The sequence below is a fragment of the Erwinia tracheiphila genome, assembly GCF_021365465.1.
GTDB classification, from domain to species: Bacteria; Pseudomonadota; Gammaproteobacteria; order Enterobacterales; family Enterobacteriaceae; genus Erwinia; species Erwinia tracheiphila.
In genome coordinates, this window is the sequence record NZ_CP089932.1 from 2,146,294 (window position 1) to 2,165,482 (window position 19,189).

Sequence of the window (19,189 nt, forward strand, 5' to 3'; positions counted from 1 at the left end):
ATGTCTTTAAAATAATGGAGCTGAAATGTCCCACTATCAATTCGTTGAAGAATTAACCGATCTGGCCAGTGATTTTCCCGATTTTTTACACGCTGTTTTTAAACTTGCGGATTTGTTAGGGCTTCAACCCGGCGGACTCCATGCCGATCACATAGCGGTGAGGTGTTTCCAGAAGGAAACCGCTGAACGATGGAAAAAAGGTTTTTTGCAACACGGCGTGTTGCTGTCAGAAAAGATGATTAACGGCCGGCCGGTAGCACTGTTTGAGTTTGATACGCCTTTGCCAGTAGGGCCCTGGTTGATACCCGTGGTGGAGCTGCCGTGGCCCGGTGAAAAACGCTATCGCCATGAAGGCTGGGAGCACGTGGAAATTGTGCTGCGCTGTCCGGAGGAGGAGTTAATCAGTCAGGCACTGGCGCTGTGTATGGGCGAAGGGCTTGGCCGCCCTGGTATCTCTGTCAGACACAGCTCACCTGAAGGCGAGGGCGAACGCCTTGCCAACCCAACGCTGGCTATTTCAGACGGACGTGTGACCATCAAGTTCCATCCCTGGAGCCTTAAAGAGATTGTGCAGAGTGAGTTATAACACATTCTGCTGCGCGTGGTGCCTGACCGCATTTTCCATTCTTCTCAGTGCTTCTTTCAACAGGTCTGTCTGACACCCGAAGTTTAGGCGAACAAAGCTGCTGTTGCCAAAATCTGCTCCGGATGAAAAACCCAGTCCATGGTGCTCGAAAAACACTGCCGGATTGGCAACGTTTAATTCGCTGGCATCTATCCAGGAGAGATAGGATGCCTCAGGCGCGACGGTTGAAAGGCCGCTGATGGCATTGACCTTTTCCGTCACCAGATCGCGGTTTTTACGCAGATAATCAAGCTGTTGATCAAGCCAGTGCTGACCGTGCTGCCATGCGGCGGTAGCGGCGGTGAGCGCAAGGATATCAACCGGCGGAACAATGCCCTGTCGCACCGCGTTGAAGCGGGTGCGTAACTCCCTGTCAGGAATGATCGCCAGTGAAGCACCCAGCCCAGCGATATTAAAGGTTTTCGAAGGTGACAGCAGCGTGACCGAACGCTGCTGCGCATCTTCACTAAGGCTGGCGAAGGGGATATGCGTAACGCCCGGTTCCAGCACTAAATCGCAGTGAATTTCGTCAGAGCAAACGATGAGATCGTGCTGCCGGGCAAAACGTAGCTGTTGCTCAAGTTCATCCCGTCGATAGGCGGTTCCCCCTGGATTCTGAGGGTTGCACAGCATTAACAGTTTTTCGCCGCCGGTTAGCTGCGGCACCAGCGCATCCAGATCTAACACCCAGCGCTGATCTTCCAGCCGCAGTGGGGCATTGAGCTGCGTTCGGTTAGCCAGCTTTGCGGCTGAACGGAAATGGGGGTGGGCGCAATGGTTCCCTGATGCGCTTCACTCAGGGCGCGAACGGCGATATTCAGGCCGCTTACCACGCCGGGAAGAAACACCAGCCACTCTGGTTGTATCTGCCACTGATATCGTTCAGCCATTCTGTTAACGACCACGTCGGTCAGATCGGCGGGTGATTTTCCATAGCCAAAGATACCGTGTTCCACCCTTTTTTTCAGCGCCTCAATAATGCAGTCCGGTGAACGAAAATCCGTATCAGCGACCCATAAAGGTAATATGTCGCTGTCACCGTATTTTTGCCATTTAAGGCTGTCACTGTGGCGGCGATCGATGCGCTGGTCAAAATTGCATATCATATATATTATTCCCGCTAATATTTTTGCTGAAAATTATTGGCAATTTTAATAATATTTTCACCGGATTGATCGGGCGATGACGTTAGCCATCGCAACGAACAGGAGCCCTGGACAGAATGCACCAGTTGATGATTAAAGATTCTTAACAGACTCAAAATGGTGAAAAAGCCCGAGGCAAGAGGCTTTCATTCAGATTAAACATCGTCACTCATTTACACAACCAGACAGCACTGATTAACAGGAGAAGAGGATGCTAAAACTGGAGGTATGCTGCTATGGTGTTGAATGCGCCGTCGCGGCAGAAAACGCTGGAGCCGATCGTATCGAATTATGTGCTGCTCCATCTGAGGGCGGTCTGACGCCTTCTGCGGGAAGCCTGATGCAGGTTCGCGAAACCGTAGCTATCCCTGTCCATCCTATCGTTCGTCCCCGCAGCGGGGATTTCTGTTTCAGTGCGACTGAATTTAACGAAATGAAGTCTGATATTGCGTTGATTAGAGAGCTGGGTTTTAGTGGACTGGTCGTCGGTGTGCTGGATGTTGACGGGCATATTGATTTGACGCGCATGCGCCAGGTGATGTTGCTCTGCGAAGGGATGTCGGTAACATTCCATCGCGCATTCGATCTTTGTCACAGCCCATTGATGGCGCTGCGACAGTTAACCGATCTTGGTGTGACAAGAATCCTGACCTCGGGCCAGCAGCAAAGCGCTGAAAGTGGTTTATCTCTGCTTAAAGAACTTAATCGTCTTACCCGGGGCCCTATCATCATGGCAGGATCAGGCGTGCGGCTGGGTAATTTGCAAAAATTTATTGATGCGGGTATTACTGAGTTTCACAGCTCTGCCAGTCAGCGCATTGCGTCCCCGATGCGCTATCGTAAAGCGGGTGTCTCAATGAGTTCGATTTTAGAGCAGGATGAGTTCAGCCGTTTGTGTGTTGACAGTGATATGGTTGAAGCCATGAAGGCGGCTATTTCTCAACACGCTCCCGTCAGGATGGTCTGACACCAGTTTTGCCGCGCAGCACGCCAAACTATCGACGTGGTGTTTGCAAGTACCATACCCCATCGTGTTGATGGGTTTTTTTCATTATAATTAATAAGTTATTCATTAAACAGGCTACAGGAGAGCTTTATATCAAGATCGTGCAATGTGCGGGTGACCAGTCAGCTGCTGCAAAATTCGCTTTTCGCTATTCCCCTATGTTTTTCAACCTGTGGCTTTTGGCTTTGTCTGGACAAATTGCCTTGCACCTGGCAACTATCTTTACTGATAGCGTCGAATTTTTCAGGGCTGCCTTCTAAAAAAACCAGTGGTATAAGTTGCGCTGAAAATAATGATGTATTAATGACAGATTCCTCACTGTGCTGACTTAAACGGAAATGCCTGAAGAGTATATTTTCTGGTTGATCATTACATAAAAGACAGGTCTAAGCGGGAGGAGGCAATTGCAGCGTATAATAGGGATAATCTTTCAGATGGCGGATAGGGTTTGCATACATTTGTTTGTAAATACGGGATATGTGCCTTAAGCGGGAGAGTTATATGTAGCGTTTCAGACCGGGTGTCGGCTACTAATTATAAACTGTCTGGCTTAATTATTAATATCTGAATCGTTGCCATCAACATAAATAATGAGTATAGAATGAATAGAATTTTGGATAATTTATAATATTTCTTAAACCATTGAACTACATCAGATTCGATGGTATTTGCAAAATCATAGATATTGATGCTGGTTGTTGACATAAATGCAACTCTTTTTTTCTCTATGATTCTGCAAAAGAAATATGGAACTCCGAAAGAGCCAAAGAATCCAGCGTGAAAGAAAAGGCTGTACGGAGCAGGCAGAAGGGGATTTCTCTTAATGTAATTACTCAATATTCTGTCATATTTTTTTATTGAATAAGAAGGAAAAAAACAAAAAATAATAATTATGAAACCTGTCCAGGCACAGGCAATTGCCATAATGGCAAGAGACTTATCCACGTGGAACTCCTTCGTTGTCCTGCGTAATTAATTTTATAAATGTGTCTGAGGAAGCACTACCCAGGCTACCAGCCACTGTGGCACCAACAACTCCTCCCACGCCAACAGTGGCAATACCAATTACTGTGCAGATTCCTGTCCCGGCTAACGCGCCTAAATATCCTGTACCCATGCCAGCAAAAGTTCCTGCCACAAACTTTGTATATTCTTTAAATGCAGATTCTTTACACTCACCTTCTCTTCCTGTCGTACAGGCATTGACCACATCATTCGTCGTTCCGGCAAATGAAAAGCCAATACCAATATACCCCCCTGCCTTAAGGAAACGCGCTGCTTTTGCCGCATTACCGACATAATATGAATAGCCCGGAATACCACTCATCCCGGCCGTTGACCATTCATGCACAATAGACTTGCTGGAGAGGTTTAACGCCCGTTTCATGCTTTCATACTGTCGGAACTTAACCGTATGGCGAGCCAGCGATTTTAACAGCGGTTTGTTAACCAGCTCCTTCAGCTGATTGAGCAGCTGATTACGTTCAACGAAAAACTGCTGGCTGATCAGCGTTCCCTGTGTGCGGAACTGGTTCTGATAGCTGGCCTCAATTTTTTTAAGCGTCTGCTCAATGCTGTTGAAGTATTTTTCACCGGCGTCCCCGGCGGTGCTGAAGACTTTTTCCCCGATGCCGGTCAGCGCGGCAATAGTGCCGTAGTGTTTCTGCATAAACCCGGCGGCGTCAGCGTCCACCCCGTACCGGACCCGCAGCTGGCCTCAACCCTGATGGAGTGGTATGTAATCCTTGCCCCATTAGGTTACTGGCTAATTGGAGTGCACGTGCTGCCGGCGCTTGTGCATCATTAGCTGATGAAAGACAACACATTGCGCAGGATGATGCCCTAACCGCGCGCGGCTGAAGCGCTATCGTAGAGGAACAGGCGTCCTGAGAAATTATTGATGGGAATAAAGGGACTCAGCCAGAGGGTATTGCGCTGCTGGTTCTTGTTGAGGAAAAAATCTCTCCTGCTTATTCAGTGTGTCAGTATGATGGGTATTACTATTCGCCGCCAATCTCAGGCTGGTTGCTGCGACGATCAATCGGATATTAAGGCTTAACAGGTAACAGAAGAATCGGCGCTATCCCGATGAAAACAAACCTGCAGTGAATGCCTGGCATAATGATTTTATTTGCATAAACAGGCCTTGCCATCAGGCATGACGGGCTTTACGGTCAACGTCATGCCCGCCGGTTGTGACCTTAATCGTTCACTGCCTGAATATGCCATATGAGAGCATGCTTGCATTGTGGCGGCCTCTGAGCCAGACATACTGTTGCTGGCCTACCTGGCTTAGATCGCGTGTTTTTGTCCAGGCATCCGCGCGCCGGATTGTTATTGAAAACGTACTCAGGCTGCCCCTCAGGGTTTGCGGGCGACCAGCACAGCCCGAAGCGGCGCGGGATAGCCTTCTACCGTCTTGCTGTTGTCCTGTGGATCGAGAAACTCTGCCAGTGATTCGCTGGCCATCCAGCTGGTCCGGCGCTGTTCTTCCGTGCTGGTCAGGGAATAATCTGCGATACGAACATCGACAAAACCGCATTTTTCCAGCCAGCTTTTTAGCGCGGCGGTGGAGGGGATGAACCAGACATTACGCATCTGGGCGTAACGTTCACCTGGAACCAGCACCGCGCGCTCATCACCCTCAACCACCAGCGTTTCCAGCACCAGTTCACCGCCGCTGACCAGCTGATTCCTTAGCTGTAACAAATGGTCAAAGGGTGAGCGGCGATGATAAAGCACGCCCATCGAAAACACGGTATCGAATACCTTAAGCTCGGGTAACTGCTCAATGCCCAGCGGCAGCAAATGTGCACGCTGATCGTTACCAAGTAGTTTGCGGACGGCTTCAAACTGGCACAGAAACAGCTGCATCGGGTCGATACCCACCGCCAGATGGGCGCCTGCCCCGATCATCCGCCACATATGATAACCGCTGCCACAGCCGACATCGAGAATGGTGCGCCCGGCCAGCGGGGAGATGTGGGGCAATACGCGCTCCCATTTCCAGTCTGAACGCCACTCGGTATCAATATGCACGCCATACAGTGAATAGGGGCCTTTACGCCAGGGCATCAGGTTTCGTAACAGCTTTTCGATGCCGTCGCGTTGACGCTCACTGAGCTGGCTGCTCTCTGCGCTAACACTGTGAAGCAGGTCCAGCGTTTCCGGCTGCATTAGCGGCAGATATTCCACCGCGCGATCCCAGTTTTTAAAATGACCATGTAACTGTTCACGTTGCCAGGCGGCAAGCTGTGCCGGTAAGATTTCCAGCCAGTAGGCCAGCGGGCCTTTGGCAATCAGCTGATAAAAGTTGCCAAAGTCCATCAGACAGACCCTGCTTTAAGTGCAATGAGTGAGCCAAAATTAAAGCACTGAAACCACAGTTCCACATGCTTAAACCCGGCGGTTTGCAGGCGCGCTTTGTGGGTTTCCACGCTGTCAGTCAGCATGACATTTTCCAGCATGCTGCGTTTCTGGCTGATTTCCAGCTCGCTATAGCCGTTAGCGCGTTTAAAGTCATGATGCATATCGAACAGCAGCGCACCGACCTTTTCATCGGCAAAACTGAACTTCTCCGAGAGCACCAGTGCACCGCCCGGACGCAGACCGGACAGAATACGTGCGATCAGCGCCTGGCGTTCTTCTGGCGCAAGAAATTGCAGGGTGAAATTCAGCACTACCAATGAGGCGTTCTCAATAGTGATATTCCGGATATCTGCCTCAACAACCTCTACGGGCGTTTCGGCACGGAAGGCATCAATATGGCGACGGCAGCGTTCGATCATTGCCGGGGAATTATCAACAGAGATGATTTTGCAGCCGCTGGCCTGAATATTTCGGCGTACCGAGAGCGTTGCCGCACCCAGTGAACAGCCTAAATCGTAGACCTGTGAGTCGGGTTGAACAAAACGCCTGGCGAGCATGCCAATCATCGAAATAATGTTAGAATAGCCCGGTACCGAGCGCTGGATCATATCGGGAAATACTTCAGCCACGCGTTCATCAAATGTCCAGTCGCCCAAACTGGCAATTGGAGCAGCGAAAAGCGTATCGCGGTTAGACATAGTGATAGTCCGAAAGAAAACGCAAAGGCGCTATTCTGGCAGAAAGTGGTGCAGGGTGCATCCTTTCTGCCAGCAGCAGATCCCAGGGCAGAAACACCAGATTAAGTACAACCATCGCCAGCAGAGAGAGTCAGGTGATCAGCATTGCATTTTTACGCCACAGTAAGGTACGGGTGTACATTCCATAGCAGTGGAAGCCGCAGCCCAGATAGAAAGCAGCACCGCCAACACCCAGACTTGTGCGCCGTTAATCTCCATCATCACCGACAGCAGCAGGGCAATCGGGATGGTTTCTACCGAATTGCCGTGGATGCGGATCGCCACCTGCAAAGCAGAAAAGCCGCCGTCACCAAGCGGCACACGATAATGGTGGCGTAAACGGACAACCTGGAGATACAGTGCAATAAGAAACAGGACCCCAATCACAACCTACAGTGCGCTAATCATAATCACTCCGAAAAACCACGCGAAAATCAGTGGTGATGATAGCGGTGAAAACGAAACCAGTCATATTCTGCAAAGCGCTGATTGACACTGCCGGTATATGCTCAGAACAGCGCGTTCTGCCTGGGCCAGTCCGGCATGGTCCCCAGCTGCGGCAGGGCCTTCTGAAGCGCGGGCCAGAGAGACTGTACCAGCTGAGGTGAAAACGCGACGTCAGGGGTGTGAATAAACAGCCAGGGCTTGCCCTGTTCGCACCACTGCGGCAACTTGTTCAGCCATGCCTGAAACCAGCGCAGATTTGCCGCCTCATCGTCTCCGCCGATAAAACGAATCATTGGCCTGTCGGCGGTCATTACCGCATGCACGGGTAAACGTGGTTTCTTGCGCTGGGCCTCTATGATTTCAGCGTTGCCCGGCACGGCGGCATGCACGCCGCGGGTGTCCAGAATCACCCGGTTGGCACCGCGCTGGTGTAACCCCCGGTTCAGCGCCTGTTCCGCTTCGCCCTTGGCAAAAAACTGGGGATGGCGAACCTCCACGCCGTAACTGAAGTCGGCGGGCAGCCCGTCAAGAAATGCCCAGAGCGTGGGCAAATCAGCCGGGCTGAACGCGGCGGGCAGCTGTAACCAGTATTGCCCGATACGCCCGGCAAGCGGCTCAAGCAATTCAAAAAAGCTGCGGGTCAGTGCGTCACACTGACGCAGCGCAGCCTGATGGCTGATGGTGGCAGGAAATTTGAAACAGAAGCGAAAATCGTCGTGGGTCATATCCCGCCAGCGCTGAACAATATCAGGGCGTGGCAGGGCGTAAAGGGTGGTATTGCCCTCAACGCAGTTAAAGTAGCGGGCGTAATCGGCAAGTGTGGACATCCCCAGTTTTTTCCATTGCGGATGCTGCCACTGAGGTAGTCCAAGATAAAAAGGCTTCACGCAAAGTTCCTGTGGTTAACGGCACGAAAATGTAACCAATCTGCTGCACCGGACGCAACCGATCATCGCAAGGCTACCGTTACCAGAAACGATTACAGTGCGGCTATCACCTGTTCGCTGCTGCGAACGCGACCAAGGCGGGGGAAAATAGAGTTAAAACTGCCGGGATGTTCCGCCGCGCTGCAAATATCTTCCACTATCACCAGGTTAAAGCCCAGCTCCCAGGCGTTACGCGCAGTGGATTCCACGCCGATATTAGTGGAGATGCCGCCGAGTACAAGGGTGTCCACGCCGCGGCGACGCAGCTGCAGCTCAAGGTCAGTGCCGTAAAACGCGCCCCACTGACGTTTAGTCACCAGAATATCGCTCTGCTGGTGATCCAGGGTCGGTGGCCATGCCCACCAGTTTTCCGGCAGTGCGCCGTTGCTGGCTGAATCCACTGGCTGCTTCGGCGCATCGGCAAAATCACTGGCCCAGACAACGCGCACCAGTACCACGGGTGCCTGAACCGCACGGAAGGCATCGGCCAGCCTGGCTGCCCGTAACACCACCTGTGCAGCAGTGTGCGGGCCTTTGGCAAAAGGCAGTATGCCTTCCTGCAAATCGATCAACACCAGTGCAGCAGATGCGGCATGTAATTTCAGCATGATGACTCCGGTCATATAAGAAAAGTCAGTGAGGTTAGGCTTAATTCAACAAACAAACGACAGGCACCGTGTGAGAGCGCTGCAAAATTTGTTAACTTTTTTGATTAAGCATGCGCCTGTCACTGCGGGTGAGGATGGCCTGCAACAGAGTGCGCATGAGCACTTATCGTATCAGGGTTTTTACATTATAATAGCCGCCTTTTTTCACGGCAGCATGGCCGGATTGTGGCTGGAAACAATGGCTGCATGTGAGCGGCGAAGTTTAAAGGATATCGTTATGCGTACTGAGTATTGCGGACAGATCAACCTGTCTCACGTCGGACAGCAGGTCACATTATGTGGTTGGGTCAATCGCCGTCGTGACCTGGGCAGCCTGATCTTTATTGATATGCGTGACCGTGAGGGTATCGTGCAGGTTTTTTTCGATCCTGACCGCCAGGAAGCATTCAAACTGGCTTCTGAGCTGCGTAATGAGTTTTGTATCCAGCTGACAGGCACGGTACGCGCGCGCGATGAGAAAAATAAAAACGGTGAGATGGCAACCGGCGACGTGGAAGTGTTCGCCACCGGGCTGACCATTATCAACCGCGCGGAACCCCTGCCGCTGGACGCCAACCAGGCCAACAGTGAAGAAGCCCGCCTGAAATATCGTTATCTCGATCTTCGCCGACCTGACATGGTGCAGCGTCTGAAAACCCGCGCGGCTATCACCAGCTTTGTTCGACGCTTTATGGATGACAACGGTTTCCTGGATATTGAAACGCCAATGCTCACCAGGGCGACGCCGGAAGGGGCGCGTGATTATCTGGTGCCGAGCCGCGTACACAAAGGCAAGTTTTATGCGCTGCCGCAGTCCCCACAGCTTTTCAAACAGCTGCTGATGATGTCCGGTTTTGACCGCTATTATCAGATTGTAAAATGCTTCCGCGACGAAGACTTACGTGCTGACCGTCAGCCAGAATTTACCCAGATTGATGTTGAAACCTCCTTTATGACCGCGCCGCAGGTGCGCGCACTGATGGAGAAAATGGTGCGCCAGCTCTGGCAGAGTCAGATCAACATTGATTTAGGCGATTTCCCGGTTATGACCTATGCGGAAGCCATGCACCGTTATGGTTCTGACAAGCCCGACCTGCGCAATCCGATGGAGCTGGTGGACGTTGGGGATCTGTTAAAACAGGTAGAATTCAAGGTGTTCTCCGGTCCGGCTAACGATGCTAAAGGCCGCGTTGCTGCTTTGCGCGTACCGGGCGGTGCGCAGCTGTGTCGTAAACAAATCGATGAGTACGGCAAGTTCGTTGAAATCTATGGCGCAAAAGGTCTGACCTGGATGAAGGTGAATCACCGTGCAGTCGGCCCTGATGGTATCAGCAGCCCGGTGGCGAAATTTCTCAGCGCTGAAATTATTGAGGAAATCCTGTTTCGCACCGATGCCGCCGACGGCGACTGCATTTTCTTTGGTGCCGATTGCGCCAGTGTGGTAGCTGATGCGCTGGGTGCACTGCGACTGAAGGTGGGGTGCGATCTGGCAATCGTCAAAGCCGATAGTTGGGCACCGCTGTGGGTCGTGGATTTCCCGATGTTCGAAGAAAACGGCGAAGGCGGCCTGAGCGCGATGCATCATCCGTTCACCGCGCCCCGGGATATGACGCCGAAAGAGCTGCAAAAGGCCCCTGAGACGGCCATCGCCAATGCCTACGATATGGTGATTAATGGTTACGAAGTCGGCGGCGGTTCGGTTCGCATCCATAATGGAGAAATGCAGCAGACGGTCTTTGGCATTCTCGGCATCAATCAGCAGGAGCAGCGCGAAAAATTTGGTTTTCTGCTGGACGCGCTGAAATTTGGTGCGCCACCTCATGCCGGACTGGCTTTCGGTCTTGACCGTCTGGTGATGCTGCTCACTGGCACCGATAATATTCGTGACGTTATTGCCTTTCCGAAAACAACGGCGGCCGCCTGCCTGATGACGGAGGCCCCCAGTTTTGCCAATCCGGCTTCACTGGGCGAGCTGGGCATTGAGGTGGCAAAAAAATATCAGCCCTCTGCGACTGGCGAAGCGCCAGAGCGCAACTGATGCTTTACAAGTATCCCGTGTCGGTGCTGGTGGTGGTTTCTGCCCGTGATACCGGCAGGGTGCTGATGCTGCAGCGGCGTGACGATCCCGGTTTCTGGCAGTCCGTTACGGGTAGCCAGGAGTTGGGCGAAAGCCTGTTAAGCACCGCGCAGCGTGAGGTGTGCGAAGAAACTGGCATCGACGTGATTACCGAAGGGCTGGAGTTGGTGGATTGTCGGCGGCAGATTGAGTTTGAAATCTTCGCGCATTTCCGCCACCGCTATGCGCCTGGCGTGACGCACAACCGGGAACACTGGTTTTGTCTGGAACTGCCCGCTGAACGCCAGGTCAACCTGCGTGAGCATCTGGCATTTCGCTGGCTGTCCCCGTCAGAGGCGGCGAAGCTGACCTGCTCATGGAGCAATCGCCAGGCAATTGAAGCGTTCCTGCAGTAAAATATTTTGAATAACCGTTTCTGCCGCTGGCAGGAGAGTATCAGCTGAAACGCCAGTCAGGACTCACGCGAGGTGCGTGTTCACATTATGCTGAATACGTTTTGTGTTAAATCTGCCTGTGCGCGATCGAGGAGAAAATTGTACAAATGGCCGGTCACAGTAAATGGGCAAACACCAAACACCGTAAAGCCGCGCAGGATGCAAAGCGTGGAAAAATCTTTACTAAAATTATCCGCGAGTTAGTGACGGCGGCGAAACTGGGCGGTGGTGATGCCGCTTCTAACCCGCGCCTGCGCGCCGCGATGGATAAAGCCCTGTCTAACAACATGACGCGCGATACGATGAATCGCGCAATTGCTCGTGGCGTGGGTGGTGATGATGACAGCAACATGGAAACCATCATTTATGAAGGTTACGGTCCCGGCGGCACCGCCGTGATGGTTGAGTGTCTGAGTGATAACCGTAACCGCACCGTGTCTGAAGTGCGTCATGCTTTCACCAAAACCGGGGGCAATCTCGGCACAGACGGCTCGGTTTCTTATCTTTTTACCCGTAAAGGCGTGGTTTCTTTTGCACCCGGTCTTGAAGAAGATACGGTGATGGACGCGGCGCTGGAAGCCGGTGCTGATGATGTGGTGACGTACGATGATGGCGCGATTGATGTGTTTACCCCGTGGGAATCGCTTGGCGATGTCAAAGATGAGCTGGCGGCGGCGGGTCTGACGCCGGAGTCGGCTGAAGTCACCATGATCCCTTCCACCAAATCGGATATGGATGAGGACACCGCACCGAAACTGCTGCGTCTTATCGATATGCTGGAAGACTGCGATGATGTGCAGGAGGTCTACCATAACGGTGAGATCTCCGATGAGGTGGCGGCAACCCTGTAATGCTGTTGCGCTGCCAGCATGGAGAAAGGTGATGGCGATTATTCTTGGTATCGATCCGGGGTCGCGCATCACCGGTTATGGTGTGATTCGCCAGGTCGGGCGACAGTTGACCTGGCTTGGTAGCGGATGTATTCGCACCAATGTCACCGACTTACCGTCGCGCCTGAAACTGATTTATGCGGGCGTCAGTGAAATTATCACCCAGTTTCAGCCCGATTTTTTCGCCATCGAACAGGTGTTTATGGCGAAAAATGCTGATTCCGCGCTAAAACTGGGTCAGGCGCGCGGCTGTGCCATTGTGGCGGCGGTGAACCATGAGCTTCCGGTGTTTGAATACGCTGCGCGTCAGGTCAAGCAGACGTTAGCAGGCACTGGCGGGGCGGAAAAAAGTCAGATTCAACATATGGTGAAAACGCTATTGAAGCTGTCAGTCAGCCCCCAGGCCGATGCCGCAGATGCACTGGCGATTGCCATCACCCATTGTCATCTCAGTCAGAATATTGACCGTATTGGCAAAGGAAAGCTCAATCTGGCTCGTGCCCGGCTGCACCAGTGATGTGCCGTACCGTGACGCAAAACGCGGTTGTCTCCGGGTTAAAGGGGATTGTCTTCTAAGCTGGATATTCATCCAGCTTTTTTTATGTTATAACCCGCACACTAACTTTTCTGGAGGAAGCTAACGTGATTGGTCGTCTGAGAGGCAATATTCTGGAGAAGCAACCGCCGCTGGTGGTACTGGAAGCCAGTGGCGTGGGTTATGAAGTGCATATTCCGATGACATGCTTTTATGCGCTGCCTGAATTGCATCACGAAGCGATACTCTTTACTCATTTCGTGGTGCGTGAAGACGCGCAGTTGCTTTTTGGTTTCAACAGTAAGCAGGAGCGCGCTCTGTTCCGCGAGCTAATCAAAGTTAATGGTGTCGGCCCCAAGCTGGCACTGGCGATTCTTTCCGGGATGTCGGCACAGCAGTTTGTTACCGCAGTCGAACGTGAGGAAATTTCGGCACTGGTGAGACTACCTGGCGTCGGCAAAAAAACCGCGGAACGTCTGGTCGTGGAAATGAAGGACCGCTTTAAGGGGATGCACGGTGATTTGTTCGCCGCCGATGTTCCTTACGCACTGACCAGCGAAGTGCAGCCTGTGGCGCAGGTTAACGACAGCGAAGGAGAAGCGGTTGCCGCTCTGGTTTCGCTGGGATATAAACCTCAGGAAGCCAGTCGCATGATCAGCAAGGTGGGTCGTCCTGATGCGGATTGTGAAACACTTATTCGTGAAGCCCTGCGCACAGCCATTTGAGGTAAAGCATGATTGAAGCCGATCGCCTGGTGTCGCCGGGAACGATATCCGAAGAAGAGGTTATTGACCGCGCTATTCGGCCAAAAAAGCTGGCTGAATACGTTGGTCAGTCGGTGGTGCGTGAGCAGATGGATATCTTTATCCGCGCCGCAAAAATGCGTGGCGATGCGCTGGACCACCTGCTGATCTTTGGGCCACCGGGGCTGGGCAAAACCACCCTTGCGAATATCGTCGCCAATGAAATGGGCGTAAATCTGCGAACCACTTCCGGTCCGGTGCTGGAAAAAGCAGGCGATCTGGCCGCGATGCTGACTAACCTTGAACCCCATGACGTGTTATTTATTGACGAAATTCATCGCCTGTCTTCCATTGTGGAAGAGATGCTTTACCCGGCGATGGAAGATTATCAGCTGGATATTATGATTGGTGATGGGCCAGCAGCCCGTTCAATAAAACTGGATTTACCGCCTTTTACCCTGATAGGTGCGACTACCCGCGCCGGTTCGCTGACATCCCCTTTGCGTGATCGTTTTGGCATTGTCCAGCGGCTGGAATTTTATAAGGTGGAGGATCTGCAACATATTGTAGCGCGAAGTGCGACCTGCCTGGGGTTGTCGTTAAGCACAGAGGGTGCGCTGGAAATAGCCCGGCGCTCACGCGGTACACCACGCATTGCCAACCGTTTGCTGCGTCGCGTCAGGGATTTCTCTGAGGTGCGTGCGGCAGGGGACCTGAGCGGTGAAGTGGCGGCGCGGGCGCTGGACATGCTTAACGTCGATACGGAAGGCTTTGATTATATGGACCGTAAACTGTTGCTGGCAATCATTGACAAATTCACCGGAGGGCCGGTAGGTCTTGACAACCTGGCCGCGGCCATTGGTGAAGAGCGTGAAACCATTGAAGATGTACTTGAGCCTTATCTGATTCAACAGGGATTTATTCAGCGAACGCCGCGTGGCCGCATCGCGACGCAGCATGCCTGGCGCCATTTTGGACTCAGCCCGGAGGCGTAACCCTTTCAGGCAAAGCGGCCCGCTGCCAAAGCTTCATCTATTATTCGGTCATGGTGAGCCGTTCTGTTCAAACAGCACGGTACTATGCCAGTCCTGGCAGTCTGGCCATCCTGACTGGCTCCACCAGCGAGGGGCCGTCAGGATCGATAAGACAGACGAGTTCTCCTTCGCCCGTGTTCTCTTTCCGTTCCCGCATACCCACGTCCTGTCCCCGTTTTCTGAACGCGAAAAGAACTTGCGAACGATGCACAAAGTAAAGTGGCTTTAATCGTGGCCATCCAGAGACAGAGTTTGCCGGGGAACAGATAAGCCCCGCGTTGCCATTTGGTCCTGGGGGAAAACCGAGAAGGCTGACATAGAAATCGAAACTGACATTAACGATGCTAAGTACAAGGGGAGGTGGTTAAAACCCGGACCCATTTTTCTACCTGACAAAAGAGAAAGATTCAGCCTGTGGCAAATTGCGTTGAGGAGTAGAGGCCGGTGCAACTCGGCGATTTCCTGGGATCTTTAAGTCGGTGTTTTTTTCAGGGTACTCAGCATAAACAGCAGGGCCGCTGCCAGCACTACCGATGGGCCAGCCGGCGTGTCGTAAGCGGCCGAGAAGAGCAGGCCAGCGGTGACCGAGACCATGCCAGTCAGCACGGCAAAGAGCGCCATCTGTTCCGGTGAACGGGCAAAATGCCGTGCGGTTGCGGCAGGGATTATCAGCAGGGAGGTGATAATCAGTGCACCAACAAATTTCATCGCCACTCCGATGGTAAGGGTCGTGACCAGCATCAACACAATTCTTGCCTGCTGCATATTCACGCCATCCACCTGCGCCAGTTCCGGGCTGATGGTCATCGATAGCAGTGAACGCCAGTTGGCGATAAGCACCGCTAACACCAGCGTCACCCCGCCTGCGATTATCCAGAGGTCAGCCGGGGTGACTGAAAGCAGATCGCCAAAAAGATACGCCATTAAATCTATTCGTACGCCGGACATCAGGCTGACCACCACCAGACCCAGCGACAGGGCGCTGTGCGCCAGAATGCCCAACAGCGTATCTATTGCCAGATGTGGACGTCGTTCCAGCCAGATCAGCAGCAATGACAGCAGCAGGGTGACAGCAATTATCGCGTAGTAAGGGGTAATGTTGAGCAGCAGACCAAAAGCAACCCCCAGCAGTGAAGCATGTGCCAGCGTATCGCCAAAATAGGACATCCTGCGCCAGACGACAAAGGAACCCAGAGGGCCGGCTGCCAGCGTCAGTAAAAAGCCGGCAAGCCAGCCGGGCAATAATAATTCAATCACTGTCCCTGTCCTTTGCGTAAAATAATACGTCCGCGAAGATCGTGGCGATGGTTGTGATGATGCCGGTAAATTGCCAGCTGACCTGCCGTACGTGGACCGAACATTGAGATAAATTCCGGGTGTTGGGAAACCACTTCCGGCGTCCCGGAACAGCAGATATGCTGGTTAAGGCAAAGCACCTCGTCAGTTTTAGCCATGACCAGGTGCAGATCGTGAGAAACCATCAGCACGCCGCAGTTCAGTTCATGGCGAAGCCGGTCTGTCATGTCGTACAGTGCCATCTGGCCATTGACGTCCACGCCCTGCGTCGGCTCATCCAGTACCAGCAGCTGAGGCTGGTTCAGCAGTGCGCGCGCCAGAAGGACCCGCTGCATTTCGCCCCCGGAAAGCTTTTGCAGGGGGTAATCAAGCAGCTGGGCGGCATCCACCCGCTTAAGTGCAGGAAGGATGTCGGCGCGTTTTACGCCAGTCCGCAGTCGCATAAAACGCTCAACAGTCAGCGGCAGCGTAACGTCCAGGTGTATTTTTTGCGGCACATAGCCGATGCGCAACGGACTGCCACGGGTAATCTTGCCCTGAGTGGGGGGGGTTAGCCCAAGCACAACCCTTACCAGGGTAGATTTGCCGGCACCGTTTGGACCCAGCAAGGTGAGGATCTTGCCCGGCTGCAATTTCATGGAGACACTGGACAACACGGTACGCTGCCCAAAGCTGACAGAGACTTTTTCAAGATTAATCAGAGGTAACATAATGATTATGGGTTGCAGAAGTTTTCTAATGTTATAATATCACATTCCATCGACCTGTCACGATGGAATGTATTATTATGTTACAGAATAAAAAACGATTGTTTGCCCTGGTATCCAGTCTTGCCGTCGCCGCAGCGTCACTTGTGCCTGCACAGGCTGCCGTTGTCGCCTCCGTTAAACCTTTAGGCTTTATTGCCGCTGCCATTGCAGAAGGCGTGACCCCGGTAGAGGTATTGCTTCCGGACGGTGTTTCTGAACATGATTATTCCCTGCGCCCCTCTGACCTGAAACGCTTGCGCAGCGCGGAGCTGATTCTTTGGGTCGGGCCGGAAATGGAAGCGTTTATGCCAAAAATCGTCGCGCAGCTTCCTGCACAAAAATCCATTGCGCTGGCGAATTTACCCACGGTAAAACCGCTGTTACTGCGTGGTCAGGATGACGAGGATGAGGCCGGGGAAGAGGCAATCGCAGGTGATGCAGAATCCGCACATCACCATCATCACGGCGAATACAATATGCATCTGTGGATGTCCCCCGATATTGCTTTGCAATCTGCGGTTGCAATCCATGAAAAATTATTGGAACTTATGCCGCAAAGCAGAGACAAACTAGACGCGAACCTGCGACATTTTGAGGCAGAATTGGCGAGCGCCAATACGCAAATAGGGGCTCAGCTTGCACCGGTTAGAGGAAAGGGCTATTTTGTTTTTCATGATGCCTATACCTATTTTGAGAAACATTTCGGTTTGACCCCAACGGGACATTTTACTGTCAACCCTGAAATTCAACCTGGCGCACAACGTCTACATAAGATTCGAACACAGCTGGTTGAGCAAAAGGCGGTTTGCGTTTTTGCTGAACCACAATTCAGGCCAGCGGTTATCGATGCTGTTGCCAGAGGGTTCAGTGTGCGCACTGGAACGCTGGACCCGCTTGGAACCGACATCACTGTCAGCAAGGACAGCTACGTGAAATTCCTCTCACAGCTGTCGAACCAGTATACAAGCTGCCTGAAAGGAGACTAGAGGAATAACAAGTGCAGCACATCGCCCGCGCTGTCGCCATAGCGTTCAATACATTGCCACGAACCCACCGCATTATGCTGGGTTTACTGAGCGTAGCTACTCTGGCCGTTTCTGTCTGGCGGCCTTACGTCTATACTCCTTCAACTGTTGCAGAAAATACCGTCGTCAGAAATATCGAGCTTGATGGCAAACGACTGAGAACACTGTTGCCTGACGCCAGTGAACCGCTCGATCAGGATACGGTCACTCCGGATGATGATGTTCCCCAGGATGAAATCGATCAGGATGTTCCCAATGAAACAGGAACGCATGAGTACGTTGTTTCCTCAGGTGACACCCTAAGCAGTATCCTTAACCAATACGGTATTGATGTTGGCGTTATCCACCACCTGGGACAGGCTGATAAAGACTTGGCCAACCTGAAAGTCGGCCAGCAACTTTCCTGGACGCTGACCAGCGATGGTCAGCTACAGCGACTGAATTGGGAAGTTTCCCGACGGGAAAAACGCACTTATGACCGATCCGGTGACACCTTTAAAGTGTCGTCAGAAATTCAAAAAGGGGAATGGAGCAACAGCGTTCTTTCCGGTACGGTGAACGGAAGCTTTGTGGACAGCGCCCGCAGCGTCGGTCTGTCAGGCGGCGAAATCAATGCGGTGATCAAGGCACTGCAGTGGCAGATGGATTTCAGAAAACTGCGCAGCGGTGACAAATTTGCGGTGCTGCTGTCCCGTGAAGCGCTGGACAACAAAACGCAGCAAAGTCAGCTTATTGGTGTTCGGCTGCACACTGGCGGTAAGGATTATTATGCCATCCGTGCTGAAGACGGTAAGTTCTATGACCGCAATGGTTCCGGACTGGCGCAGGCTTTTATGCGTTTTCCCACCACCCGCCAGTATCGCGTCTCTTCTGAATTTAATCCACGCCGCCTTAACCCGGTTACCGGACGTATCGCGCCACACAAAGGCGTTGATTTTGCTATGCCCCCGGGGACGCCGGTGCTTGCCATTGGCGATGGCGAAGTGGTTGTTGCCAAACACGATGGTGCAGCCGGTAACTATGTCACCCTGCGGCATGGTCGTCAGTATATGACACGCTACATGCATATGAAAAAACTGTTAGTTCAGCCAGGTGACAAAGTGAAACGCGGCGACCGTATCGGTCTTTCCGGCAGCACCGGGCGTTCTACCGGCCCACACCTGCATTTTGAAATTTGGATTAATAATCAGGCAGTCAATCCATTAACGGCCAGATTACCAAGAATGGAAGGCCTGACCGGCAAAGATCGCACCGACTTTATGGCGCAGGTGCGCCAGGTGCTACCGCAGCTTCACTTCTGATTAACGCACAAGTGCGTTCTCGCTTTAGCCGGTGGGCGCTCCTGCCGGCTTTTTTCTGGAAAAAGCACACACAGCAGACGTGGTTATCAAAATATTTCGACTCTGTTTTATTGTCCCAGGAATTAAATATGGCAGCGCAAGCAGAGACTTGTTTTCAGGTTTTGAACTGTCGAGGGTGGAGTTAGAGCAACGCTGCTTTCTGT

General features: G+C 52.5%; 19 protein-coding genes and 2 pseudogenes. 11 read left to right on the forward strand and 10 right to left on the reverse strand.

Translation table 11 applies throughout. The features are described 5' to 3' along the window. Positions 1 to 25: 25 nt before the first annotated feature. The gene (locus LU633_RS11335; protein ID WP_020323286.1) at positions 26 to 586 is read left to right on the forward strand and encodes a VOC family protein; all 561 of its coding nucleotides are present in this window, start codon (positions 26 to 28) and stop codon (positions 584 to 586) included. Here the strand turns inward: LU633_RS11335 and LU633_RS11340 are convergent. Next, a pseudogene (locus LU633_RS11340) lies at positions 581 to 1,731 on the reverse strand (MalY/PatB family protein). The gene LU633_RS11335 and the pseudogene LU633_RS11340 overlap by 6 nt on opposite strands. Positions 1,732 to 1,981: 250 nt before the next feature. Here LU633_RS11340 and cutC point away from each other — a divergent pair. Then, positions 1,982 to 2,737, forward strand: a complete 756-nt coding sequence (gene cutC, locus LU633_RS11345; protein ID WP_020323285.1) for a copper homeostasis protein CutC — start codon at positions 1,982 to 1,984, stop codon at positions 2,735 to 2,737. 573 nt (positions 2,738 to 3,310) lie between these two features. Here the strand turns inward: cutC and LU633_RS11350 are convergent. Both LU633_RS11350 and LU633_RS11355 read right to left on the reverse strand, forming a co-directional pair. Beyond that, positions 3,311 to 3,721, reverse strand: coding sequence for a hypothetical protein (locus LU633_RS11350; protein WP_046372022.1), 411 nt, complete (start codon positions 3,719 to 3,721; stop codon positions 3,311 to 3,313). Next, a complete protein-coding gene (locus LU633_RS11355; RefSeq protein ID WP_046372023.1) occupies positions 3,714 to 4,487 on the reverse strand; it encodes a hypothetical protein in 774 nt (257 codons plus the stop codon). The genes LU633_RS11350 and LU633_RS11355 overlap by 8 nt, the downstream gene beginning before the upstream one ends. Between LU633_RS11355 and LU633_RS11360 the strand changes: the two are divergent. Beyond that, positions 4,476 to 4,583, forward strand: a pseudogene (locus LU633_RS11360) (cytochrome b561); the annotation flags it as partial. The gene LU633_RS11355 and the pseudogene LU633_RS11360 overlap by 12 nt on opposite strands. 554 nt (positions 4,584 to 5,137) lie before the next feature. Here LU633_RS11360 and cmoB read toward each other — a convergent pair. The 5 genes from cmoB to LU633_RS11385 form a co-directional block, all read right to left on the reverse strand. Then, positions 5,138 to 6,106, reverse strand: coding sequence for a tRNA 5-methoxyuridine(34)/uridine 5-oxyacetic acid(34) synthase CmoB (gene cmoB, locus LU633_RS11365; RefSeq protein ID WP_040465822.1), 969 nt, complete (start codon positions 6,104 to 6,106; stop codon positions 5,138 to 5,140). Beyond that, entirely contained in the window at positions 6,103 to 6,843 is a 741-nt protein-coding gene (gene cmoA, locus LU633_RS11370) for a carboxy-S-adenosyl-L-methionine synthase CmoA (protein ID WP_020323281.1), read from the reverse strand. Before cmoA ends, cmoB begins: the two co-directional genes overlap by 4 nt. Before the next feature lie 138 nt (positions 6,844 to 6,981). After that, the gene (locus tag LU633_RS11375; protein ID WP_020323280.1) at positions 6,982 to 7,269 is read right to left on the reverse strand and encodes an MAPEG family protein; all 288 of its coding nucleotides are present in this window, start codon (positions 7,267 to 7,269) and stop codon (positions 6,982 to 6,984) included. 122 nt (positions 7,270 to 7,391) lie between these two features. Beyond that, on the reverse strand, positions 7,392 to 8,216 hold the full coding sequence (locus LU633_RS11380) for a DUF72 domain-containing protein (protein WP_020323279.1): 825 nt from the start codon (positions 8,214 to 8,216) through the stop codon (positions 7,392 to 7,394). 92 nt (positions 8,217 to 8,308) lie between these two features. Continuing rightward, positions 8,309 to 8,863 carry a hydrolase gene (locus tag LU633_RS11385; protein ID WP_020323278.1) on the reverse strand — a complete coding sequence of 185 codons (555 nt, stop codon included), beginning with the start codon at positions 8,861 to 8,863 and terminating at the stop codon, positions 8,309 to 8,311. Positions 8,864 to 9,140: 277 nt separating this feature from the next. Between LU633_RS11385 and aspS the strand changes: the two genes are divergently transcribed. The 6 genes from aspS to ruvB all read left to right on the forward strand — a co-directional run bounded on the left by aspS (position 9,141) and on the right by ruvB (position 14,576). After that, on the forward strand, positions 9,141 to 10,940 hold the full coding sequence (gene aspS, locus LU633_RS11390) for an aspartate--tRNA ligase (protein WP_020323277.1): 1,800 nt from the start codon (positions 9,141 to 9,143) through the stop codon (positions 10,938 to 10,940). Further along, the gene (nudB, locus tag LU633_RS11395; RefSeq protein ID WP_020323276.1) at positions 10,940 to 11,374 is read left to right on the forward strand and encodes a dihydroneopterin triphosphate diphosphatase; all 435 of its coding nucleotides are present in this window, start codon (positions 10,940 to 10,942) and stop codon (positions 11,372 to 11,374) included. Before aspS ends, nudB begins: the two co-directional genes overlap by 1 nt. Positions 11,375 to 11,520: 146 nt before the next feature. Beyond that, positions 11,521 to 12,264: a YebC/PmpR family DNA-binding transcriptional regulator gene (locus tag LU633_RS11400; protein WP_020323275.1), complete on the forward strand. Its 744-nt coding sequence runs from the start codon at positions 11,521 to 11,523 to the stop codon at positions 12,262 to 12,264. 31 nt (positions 12,265 to 12,295) lie between these two features. Then, on the forward strand, positions 12,296 to 12,820 hold the full coding sequence (gene ruvC, locus LU633_RS11405) for a crossover junction endodeoxyribonuclease RuvC (RefSeq protein ID WP_020323274.1): 525 nt from the start codon (positions 12,296 to 12,298) through the stop codon (positions 12,818 to 12,820). Between the two features lie 125 nt (positions 12,821 to 12,945). Further along, positions 12,946 to 13,563, forward strand: a complete 618-nt coding sequence (gene ruvA / locus LU633_RS11410) for a Holliday junction branch migration protein RuvA (protein ID WP_020323273.1) — start codon at positions 12,946 to 12,948, stop codon at positions 13,561 to 13,563. An 8-nt stretch (positions 13,564 to 13,571) separates the two neighbouring features. After that, positions 13,572 to 14,576: a Holliday junction branch migration DNA helicase RuvB gene (gene ruvB / locus LU633_RS11415; RefSeq protein WP_020323272.1), complete on the forward strand. Its 1,005-nt coding sequence runs from the start codon at positions 13,572 to 13,574 to the stop codon at positions 14,574 to 14,576. Positions 14,577 to 15,086: 510 nt separating this feature from the next. On the opposite strand, the gene znuB is transcribed toward ruvB, so the two are convergent. Both znuB and znuC read right to left on the reverse strand, forming a co-directional pair. Next, positions 15,087 to 15,872, reverse strand: coding sequence for a zinc ABC transporter permease subunit ZnuB (gene znuB, locus LU633_RS11420; RefSeq protein WP_020323271.1), 786 nt, complete (start codon positions 15,870 to 15,872; stop codon positions 15,087 to 15,089). Beyond that, the gene (gene znuC, locus LU633_RS11425) at positions 15,869 to 16,621 is read right to left on the reverse strand and encodes a zinc ABC transporter ATP-binding protein ZnuC (RefSeq protein ID WP_020323270.1); all 753 of its coding nucleotides are present in this window, start codon (positions 16,619 to 16,621) and stop codon (positions 15,869 to 15,871) included. Before znuC ends, znuB begins: the two co-directional genes overlap by 4 nt. Before the next feature lie 77 nt (positions 16,622 to 16,698). Between znuC and znuA the strand changes: the two genes are divergently transcribed. Together znuA and mepM are read left to right on the forward strand one after the other, a co-directional pair. Further along, positions 16,699 to 17,646: a zinc ABC transporter substrate-binding protein ZnuA gene (znuA, locus tag LU633_RS11430; RefSeq protein WP_020323269.1), complete on the forward strand. Its 948-nt coding sequence runs from the start codon at positions 16,699 to 16,701 to the stop codon at positions 17,644 to 17,646. A gap of 11 nt (positions 17,647 to 17,657) precedes the next feature. Next, entirely contained in the window at positions 17,658 to 18,986 is a 1,329-nt protein-coding gene (gene mepM, locus LU633_RS11435; protein WP_020323268.1) for a murein DD-endopeptidase MepM, read from the forward strand. Positions 18,987 to 19,189 lie beyond the last annotated feature (203 nt).